9 protein-coding genes are annotated in these 8,408 nt (G+C 39.0%); 2 read left to right on the forward strand and 7 right to left on the reverse strand.

Annotated features, from left to right (window positions below):
• Positions 1-140 precede the first annotated feature (140 nt).
• Positions 141-287 (forward strand): chlorophyll a/b-binding protein, encoded by a 147-nt coding sequence (locus IQ236_RS27020; protein ID WP_407676172.1) that lies wholly within the window; start codon positions 141-143, stop codon positions 285-287.
• A 157-nt stretch (positions 288-444) separates the two neighbouring features.
• Here the strand turns inward: IQ236_RS27020 and IQ236_RS27025 are convergent, their stop codons facing one another.
• The 6 genes from IQ236_RS27025 to IQ236_RS27050 all read right to left on the reverse strand — a co-directional run bounded on the left by IQ236_RS27025 (position 445) and on the right by IQ236_RS27050 (position 6,343).
• Complete coding sequence (locus tag IQ236_RS27025) at positions 445-666, reverse strand: hypothetical protein (RefSeq protein ID WP_190517015.1); 222 nt, start codon at positions 664-666, stop codon at positions 445-447.
• A 178-nt stretch (positions 667-844) separates the two neighbouring features.
• On the reverse strand, positions 845-1,228 hold the full coding sequence (locus tag IQ236_RS27030) for a response regulator (protein ID WP_190517017.1): 384 nt from the start codon (positions 1,226-1,228) through the stop codon (positions 845-847).
• A gap of 51 nt (positions 1,229-1,279) precedes the next feature.
• Positions 1,280-3,271 carry a PAS domain S-box protein gene (locus tag IQ236_RS27035; RefSeq protein WP_193872252.1) on the reverse strand — a complete coding sequence of 664 codons (1,992 nt, stop codon included), beginning with the start codon at positions 3,269-3,271 and terminating at the stop codon, positions 1,280-1,282.
• A gap of 83 nt (positions 3,272-3,354) precedes the next feature.
• Positions 3,355-5,217, reverse strand: a complete 1,863-nt coding sequence (locus IQ236_RS27040) for a response regulator (RefSeq protein WP_193872253.1) — start codon at positions 5,215-5,217, stop codon at positions 3,355-3,357.
• A 122-nt stretch (positions 5,218-5,339) separates the two neighbouring features.
• The gene (locus IQ236_RS27045; RefSeq protein ID WP_193872255.1) at positions 5,340-5,579 is read right to left on the reverse strand and encodes a NifU family protein; all 240 of its coding nucleotides are present in this window, start codon (positions 5,577-5,579) and stop codon (positions 5,340-5,342) included.
• A 113-nt stretch (positions 5,580-5,692) separates the two neighbouring features.
• Positions 5,693-6,343, reverse strand: a complete 651-nt coding sequence (locus IQ236_RS27050) for a DUF3386 domain-containing protein (protein WP_193872257.1) — start codon at positions 6,341-6,343, stop codon at positions 5,693-5,695.
• Between the two features lie 153 nt (positions 6,344-6,496).
• Between IQ236_RS27050 and IQ236_RS27055 the strand changes: the two genes are divergently transcribed.
• Positions 6,497-7,660 (forward strand): IscS subfamily cysteine desulfurase, encoded by a 1,164-nt coding sequence (locus tag IQ236_RS27055; RefSeq protein ID WP_193872259.1) that lies wholly within the window; start codon positions 6,497-6,499, stop codon positions 7,658-7,660.
• A 49-nt stretch (positions 7,661-7,709) separates the two neighbouring features.
• Here IQ236_RS27055 and IQ236_RS27060 read toward each other — a convergent pair whose 3' ends face one another.
• Positions 7,710-8,138, reverse strand: coding sequence for a hypothetical protein (locus tag IQ236_RS27060; protein WP_193872261.1), 429 nt, complete (start codon positions 8,136-8,138; stop codon positions 7,710-7,712).
• Positions 8,139-8,408 lie beyond the last annotated feature (270 nt).

Genomic DNA, 8,408 nt, shown 5'->3' on the forward strand with positions numbered 1-8,408 from the left:
CCTTGTCCCCTTGTCCCCTCATCCCCTGCTCCCGTTCAGACATTTGGGAATTTGTCAAGCTTTCTTAAAGAAACGTTGCAAACTTGTTGAAGTTGTGTTAACTTTTATGTAGTTGACTCAAGCAAACAGGAGAGTTATTGATGATGGAAAGCAAAGACACCAAGTTTGGGTTTACAAACTTCGCAGAAACTTGGAATGGCCGTTTAGCCATGTTAGGGTTCGCTATCGGTTTAGCAACGGAATTAATGACAGGCCAAGGAATTCTATCTCAACTCGGCTTAATGTAATTCTTCTAATTTTTTTTACAATACTCAAAGGTTCCGGGATGAATCTCAGAATCCTTGAGTTAAAAACCCTCTAAAAAGCAAGAATCCCTCAAATGTGTAGTGTTTGGGGGATTTTTGTTATTAACAATAGATCAATACTCGAAAGACGGAATCAAAATTAACCCAAGTTGATTTCTTCCGGCATATAAAATTTGTACAAGCGCCATAACCCCAGTACAATTAGTAGCTGAATACCCCAATGTGCAAAGGCAAAACCCCAAATTAAACAGACAAGCCCACTAACTCCCGCTAACACAAAAGGGATATCGTTAGAGGTTTGTGTATAAACCCAGATGGAAGCTAAAGCAAAGGTCAGAAGCATAAGATAGACTGAGGGCATGGTCTTCACCTCCTAGGTGAGTTGCATATAGTCTCCTGTTAGAAGTACCAGGTGGACTACACTATTAAAGATAAAAGTAAAACATGAAGATCTTGTGAAGGAAATTCAAACAGTGATAGAATTTTGTATTTTGTTACAAAAGTTAATAGTTTTCCGAAAAAATTAGCTAAAAAAACCTTTAATTCAGAGTCCATCCTAAAATTTTAGCCACCTGTTCTGCCAAAGCCAAAGGTTCAAAAGGTTTCGTAATTAAACCACTGACTCCTAATTCCTTGAAGTTGCGTTGGTCAGCAGATTGAACTTTAGCGGTCAGTAAAATCACAGGAATTCCTTGAGTTACGGGGTTAGCTTGTAACTGCTGAAACGTTGCTAACCCATCTAATTCGGGCATCATCACATCCAAAAGAATGGCATCGGGTTGATGGGTTTGAGCTTGTTGAATGCCTTCACGTCCTGAATTTGCTAAAAGAACCACCCAACCTCCCAGCATTTCTAAACTCAGTTGGGCAATTTCTCGAATATCATCTTCATCGTCAATCAGTAAAATATGTTTTGGGGTCATGGGATAAATCGTGGAAAGAGCAAAAGTTAATATTCACTTAATTTTAACGGGTCAGGCATGAGGGTCTTCTCCTTCCCCCAAAACGGGTAAACGCACAAAAAATGTACTTCCTTTACCCAAGGTACTTTCGGCCCAAATATGCCCCCCATGTTGTTGGACAATCGTACGACAAATGGCGAGTCCCAGTCCAGTTCCTCCCTTTTGGCGCGAGTCGGAGGCATCTACCTGTTGAAAACGACCGAAAATTGTTTCTAGTTTATCGGCTGGAATTCCCCGTCCTTGGTCTTGAACAGCAATTAAAACTTCCTGAGAAGAACGGGAGAGGGTTGAGTGGTTTAGGGTGGCATTAAACCAAACATAACTATCAACATTAGAAAATCGAATGGCATTACTTAATAAATTGGTTAAGATTTGAATAATCCGATCTGGTGCAGCCCATAAACGCACTCCTAGGGGTTGGACTAATACATTTACCCCTGCTTTTTCCGCCATTCCCATCATTTCATTTGTCGCTTGCAGCATTAAATCTGCTAAATTACAGACTTTTTTATCGAGGGTAATTTGTCCGGCTTGCATCCGTTCTAAATCGAGAATATCATTAATTAAACGAACTAAGCGGGTTGTATTCGTAACGGCAATATCAAACATTCGTTTCGCGCGTTCCGGTTGGCTATCTAATAATCCACTGGCTAATAATCCTAAAGCGCCATGAATTGAGGTTAAAGGAGTACGAAGTTCATGACTGACAACGGAGATAAATTCATCTTTCATTTTCTCCATCGCTTGCCGTTCTGTAATATCTTTAAAGGTTACTACAGCCCCAATAATTTCGCCTTGATTTTTAATGGGAGTGCTAACATATTCAACAGGAAAAGAGGTTCCATCCTGACACCAAAAAACTTCATTGGTGATATGACGAACTCGACCATCTTGTAAGGTAGAAAAAATTTTAGACCTGAGTTCTGAGGGAGCGGTCTGAGAGGATTTTCCTTGGGTGATTTTTTGCCAATCCGTCATTAACAGTTCTCTCACCGTATATCCTGTCATTCTAGCTGCTGCCGGATTCACAAAGGTAATTTTACCTTCTCGATTTAACCCACAAATTCCTTCTCCGGCTGAATCTAAAATTAATTCATTTTGATGACGCAGTTGTTCTAAGGTTTTTTCAATCCTTTTCTGATAACTAATATCACGGGAAATCGTAGAAATTCCCATAATATTTCCTTGATTATCTTTAATCGGAGAAATTGTTAACGAAACATCAATATGCTGTCTATCTTTGCGAATATGAACCGTTTCATAATGATCAATACTGCCTCCCGATTGAATACTCGCTAGAATTTGAGGGACTTCATTAGACCGTTCAGGTAAAGTTAATAAACCCAATGAATGACCTTTCACTTCCGCTTCAGAATATCCATAAATTTGTTCAGCCCCTTGATTCCAACTAATAATTTTTCCTTCTATGGTTTTGCCAATAATAGCATCTTCTGAGGATTCTACAATGGCTGCTAACCGTTTATAAGTAATTTCCGTTTGTTTCTGTTCCGTAATATTTCGTCCTAAAATTACTAATCCCTTTCGCTCTCCATTGGGATTAAATAAAGGAATTTTAATCACATCAAAAATTTTCCAGGTTCCATCGGGTTGTGGAATGATTTCTTCCTGTTGAGACAACTGTTTTTTGTTCCAAGCTTCTTCATCGGATTCTTGACAGGCTATTAAGGCATCTCGATAAAGGCTTGTTCCCTGAACCTGTTCAACTAATTCCGCCAATTGTATATCGGATTTTCCGTGATAATCTAAAGCATTGAGTTGAAACACATCTAACATGGCTTGATTCGCTTCTAACCAACGCCCTGAACCATCTTTAAAACAGACTAAATCCGGCATGGCATTAATTAACGTTTTCAAGCGTTCTGAACTTTCTCGTAATGCTTCTTCAACTCGTTGCCGCTCTTGAATCTCTTCAATTAATCGTTGATTAACCGCTTGCAAGGAAGCAATAAATTGAGTTTCAGTTTGAGAATTGTTATTCATCATTTTGATAAATTTTATAATAGTTTTGTAAAATTTAATAACTCAACAATGATCCCGAAAACGCTAATTTAATGAGCGAGAAACAATTAAAATTTTGTGGAGGCTTCTCGTAAGCTTTGAGTTCGCCTTAGTCGGTTTAAAATTCGATTGACTAGAATAGAGGCTTCGGTGGTTTTGGTTAAATAATCATCAGCACCGACCATAAACACTTGATGTTTAATTTCTCCATTCGTATGGGCTGTGAGAAAAATTACGGGTAAACTTTTCCAACGCGGATCAGCACGAACAACCTGACAAAGTTCAATTCCATCTAAATAAGGCATTTCAATATCTAATATTAATAAATCGGGGGTAGTGGCTTCCAGAATTTCCCAAAAATGTCGCGGATCTTCAACGGTAACGGTTTGAATTCCCCAGGGTTCAAGGAGGAGTTGAAAAGTCTCTAAAATCTGGGAATCATCATCAACAATTAGAACTTTAGCATTTAAGGTACAGCTTTGACGAAGAACATCCATTATCACTTTAATGATTTGTTCTGAAGTTACAGGTTTTTGTAAAAAGGCTTTTCCTCCAGATTGAGCGACTTTAACCCGTTGACTAAAATTCTTTTGTTCTGTTAAAACAATCACGGGAATAGAGGGGGTTTCTTGGGTGAGTTGGATGAGTAAATCATAGGAATAATAAAAATCAAAATCTAAAAACACGATGGGGGGATATTGTTTTTCTTGAGATGAGGTTTTGAGGGTCGTAATTAAGGATTGAGCCGTGAGAATTTGGGTTTCAATTCCTAAGTGAAAACTAGCCGTTTGTATAGAATGAATTAAGGATTGATCTTGACTTAAAATCCACACTTGATGGCTGGATTTTAGGGGGGAAGGTTGAGGCGTTGCTGGGGTTGGAGGCGGAGAATGGGGCGCATTATTTTCAACTTCCTGTCGCAGTTTAAAAACTAATTGCCTAAAATGGAGGATTTGTTCAGAACTCAAGGTTTTATATTGACATAACTGTTCAATTTCCCTGGCTAAAACCGAACCTCGTCCTAAACCAAAGGTTCCTAAAGATCCGGCTAGTTTATGAGCTTCTTGTTGGGCTTGTTGTTGCAGATTGGGATCGATTTTTTCTTGTTGGGCTGCCAGAGAAAATTGTTCTAATATGGTAATGCGATCGCAAATTTTACCTCGATACCGTTCCCAAATTTGAACAAGGGCTTGATTAAATTTAGGTTGATTTTGAGCTTGTTTTGTACTATTTTTTTTCGGTTCAGGTTGCGGAGGGGACTCTTGTTTGAGACGATATCCTAAACCATAAACCGTTTCAATTAAATTTCCAGGTGCGCCTGCACTTTTTAATTTATTTCTTAATCCTTTAATATGCGCCCGAACTGTATTTTCGGTGGGCGTTTCTTCTAAATCCCAAAGTTTTTCTATAATAATATCTAAACTAAAAACCCGTTGATGATGTTTTAAAAATAGCTCTAATAATCCATATTCTTTTGGGGTTAAATTTAAGGGATGATCTTGATAGGTGACTTCACAGGTATTCACGTTGAGACGAAGTTTTTCCCATTGTAAAATAGCGGTGGGGGTTTGTTGTCTTCGGCGTAATATGGCTCGAATTCTAGCGGATAATTCTTGAATATCAAAAGGTTTAACGACATAATCATCCGCCCCAGCATCAAAGCCTTTAACTTTATCTTCTCGATGGTGATAAGCCGTTAACAGCAGGATGGGAGTGGTAATATTTTGCGATCGCAATTTTTGACACAAACTAATCCCATCTAACTGAGGTAATCCCACATCTAAAATCATTAAATCATAACTTAATTTTTGGGCTTGTTCCCAACCTGAAATTCCATCCATGACCACATCCACAGTGTAAGATTGGTGAACTAAAGCCTCCACCAAAGTCTCAGCTAGATTAGGATCATCTTCTACTAATAAAACACGCATGGAAAGGGCATAGGCTAGGGGATAAGAAGCAGAAAATCTAGGATTCTATCAAGTTAAAGTTCGTTCAAAGTTCAGAATTATTAACTCTGAAACTTTGAACCTAGAGTTAGGGATGGAACCTTTTAAGAAACGGCTACAACTTCAGCAATTTCAGGAATTCTTTCGCGTAAACGTCGTTCAATTCCCATTTTCAAGGTCATAGTCGAACTGGGACAAGACCCACAGGCGCCTTGTAGTCGAAGTTGAACAATGGGGCCATCGATGTCAACGATTTCCACATTTCCCCCATCCGCCATCAGATAAGGGCGTAATTCGTCTAAAACCGTCTCTACGTTATCTTCAGTCAGTGCTAATGTTTCCATGGTTTACCTTTAGTTAATCGTGCAGAAATAGCTGTTGCATAATATAATCCTAGCGTTCTTTGTAGGGAATCGAAACGATAAATTCATCACCGGGGATCGATCACTTCCCAATCTTAAACCCCAACGGGTTCTAGCAGTTTCACCTGGGAATAGTTAAACTCCGTTGTGAGTGGCTGACCCGCTTCTTGGGAATGAACGACTTGGCGAGTCATAATGTAATAGTTACCGACTTTTTCAAAGCTATCTTCAAACTCCAGTTCTCGAATAATTTCTTGAGTTTGAGGGTTACGGAATATGGCACTATAACGACGGGCAATGTAACCTTCTGGGGTGTCTAAACTTTCATGGGTATTAATCACAAATGCCATCCGACCCATAACACGACTAACCCTGGAAATTTCCTGACCGCGAACGGAATAGTTTGAGCCCATTGCATCACCTTCAACGAGAATTTCCACCGCCCCCGTTTCGTCGGTTTTCCCTAAACTAAATTTATTTTTTCCATGAGCTTGTTCAAAGGAAGTTCGCTTGCGATGGGTAATGATATCTCGCAGTTGGGTATAGACACTTTGCTTGACATCTTCGTCTTCAATTCCAGTGACTTCTACACTTAAGTCGGGGTGAATCTGAATCTGACCCGTGTAGACTTCATTTCCCTGTTTAAGTTCAATGTCAGCACGATAACCGGGGAAGTTAGCATCCCAAGTATAACGATGTTCGTAGGCAGTCCGAAACAGATCTAAAGCGTTTTGTGGTTCCGTCATAGAATTGTTAGCGAGGAATAGCACTTTATACTCTATTATAGAATATTAAGCGGTTTATGGGTTTAGCAAAAACGAAAATTGGTTAAAAGTTTATGTTAAACTGAATTAAAAAAATAAAGAATTAAAACCTTTTCCTTATTCTTGAAAACTGCTATGTCTCAACGTCCAATTTATCTGGATTGTAACGCTACAACTCCGATTGATCCTCAAGTTTTAGATACAATGCTTCCCTATTTTACCGAACACTTTGGCAACGCTGCCAGTATTAATCATCTCTACGGTTGGGAAGCCGAAGCCGCCATTAAACAAGCCAGAGAAATAATTGCCCAAGCTATTCATGCAACTCCTGAAGAAATTGTTTTTACCAGTGGCGCAACAGAATCGAATAATTTAGCTTTAAAAGGGGTGGCTGAAGCTTATTTTAATCAAGGCAGACATATTATTACTACCCTTACTGAACATAACGCCATTCTTGATCCTTGCCATTATTTAGAAACTTTAGGATTTGAAATTACTTATCTTCCTGTAAAACCCGATGGTATCGTGGATATAGCCGAACTCAAAACCGCTATTCGTCCCGATACAATATTAGTTTCAATCATGGCAGCTAATAACGAAATTGGGGTACTGCAACCCTTAGCAGAAATCGGAGAACTTTGCCATAATCAGGGAATTTTATTTCATACCGATGGAGCTCAAGCGGTTGGTAAAATTCCCCTGGATGTTCAACAGATGAATCTGGATTTAATGTCTTTAACCGCCCATAAAATTTATGGGCCAAAAGGCATCGGAGCATTGTATGTTCGTCGGCGTAATCCTAGGGTTAAATTAGCGGCTCAACTTCATGGGGGAGGACATGAACGAGGAATGCGCTCAGGAACCTTATCTACCCCTCAAATTGTCGGTTTTGCTAAAGCCATTGAACTCGCTCTATCCCAAATCAGATCAGAAAATCAACGGTTAATTCTATTGCGAGAAATCCTCTGGAAAAAATTATCAACCCTAGACGGAATTTATTTAAACGGTCATCCCACCCAACGGTTAGCCGGAAATTTAAACATTAGTGTTGAGGGCGTTGATGGTCAAGCTTTACTATTAGGATTACAATCAATTATGGCAGTGTCTTCTGGTTCCGCTTGTACCTCCACAAAAATTGAACCGTCTCACGTTTTAAAAGCATTAGGTCATTCTGATCAGTTAGCCTATGCTTCAATTCGTTTTGGTTTAGGTCGGTTCACAACAGAATCAGAAATCCATCAAGTTGCAGATTATACTGTTAATACCATTCAATCTTTAAGAAGAATTAAATCTCGTTAGAGATTAGCTGTTAACTGTTAAGTGTCAACAATCAAAATTTCCTCTTCTGCTAATTAGACTCCCGTTGTTCTAACCAACCTAAAACTTCTTCCTCCGAGTTTAAATCATAGGTTTGTCCACTTTGGGGATCATAAATATGCCATTGAATATGACCCAAAGGATTAGAACTTGTCCAAACATACGGTTCCGATGAGGGATGGAAAAGCTCAGAAAGGTTAATCGGTTGATTTAAAAATTGCCAAATCGTTTGGAACAAATTAAATTTTTCTGTTAAATCAGGGTCAGAATAATCAAGCTGAAAACAGGTGTTGAGATGGGAAAGTTTTTGTGTTTCGGATAAATTTTTACTCCAGGAATTAACCAATCCTCGCCATAATTTACCTTGATAGAACACTGATGTTCCTTTATCGGGTGAAGGTAATGAAACCGTATCCGGGATAAGTTCTAATTGCCGATAAATTTGCCATTGAGTTTTCATACAAGACACTCCACCTCTATAGGGTTCAGACACTACGCACAGTCCCGATCCCTCTGGAAGTGAGTATCAAGTCTGTTTCCCTCGTACTGATACTAAACAAAAAGGTATTGATTCCCTGGTTTTCCTCCTCTTCTGATTAGAGTTGATGAGCAGGGAATACCCAATAAATACTTTTCTTCTGTATTTATTGTTACAGAAATTTTTAAAGTCCTCAAGTGGCTGTTAAAGTTTCTTGATAAAATTCTTAACTCCCCTCGTCCCCTCGTCCCC

This window comes from Planktothrix mougeotii LEGE 06226 (genome assembly GCF_015207485.1).
Classification (GTDB): Bacteria; Cyanobacteriota; Cyanobacteriia; order Cyanobacteriales; family Microcoleaceae; genus Planktothrix.

What these genes read in the sequence shown, in the direction of transcription:
- IQ236_RS27060 (WP_193872261.1), bottom strand. Translation starts at nt 8,138, where the DNA reads ATGAAAACTCAATGGCAAATTTATCGGCAATTAGAACTTATCCCGGAT.
- IQ236_RS27055 (WP_193872259.1), top strand. Translation starts at nt 6,497, where the DNA reads ATGTCTCAACGTCCAATTTATCTGGATTGTAACGCTACAACTCCGATT.
- IQ236_RS27030 (WP_190517017.1), bottom strand. Translation starts at nt 1,228, where the DNA reads ATGACCCCAAAACATATTTTACTGATTGACGATGAAGATGATATTCGA.
- IQ236_RS27040 (WP_193872253.1), bottom strand. Translation starts at nt 5,217, where the DNA reads ATGCGTGTTTTATTAGTAGAAGATGATCCTAATCTAGCTGAGACTTTG.
- IQ236_RS27025 (WP_190517015.1), bottom strand. Translation starts at nt 666, where the DNA reads ATGCCCTCAGTCTATCTTATGCTTCTGACCTTTGCTTTAGCTTCCATC.
- IQ236_RS27035 (WP_193872252.1), bottom strand. Translation starts at nt 3,271, where the DNA reads ATGATGAATAACAATTCTCAAACTGAAACTCAATTTATTGCTTCCTTG.
- IQ236_RS27020 (WP_407676172.1), top strand. Translation starts at nt 141, where the DNA reads ATGATGGAAAGCAAAGACACCAAGTTTGGGTTTACAAACTTCGCAGAA.
- IQ236_RS27045 (WP_193872255.1), bottom strand. Translation starts at nt 5,579, where the DNA reads ATGGAAACATTAGCACTGACTGAAGATAACGTAGAGACGGTTTTAGAC.
- IQ236_RS27050 (WP_193872257.1), bottom strand. Translation starts at nt 6,343, where the DNA reads ATGACGGAACCACAAAACGCTTTAGATCTGTTTCGGACTGCCTACGAA.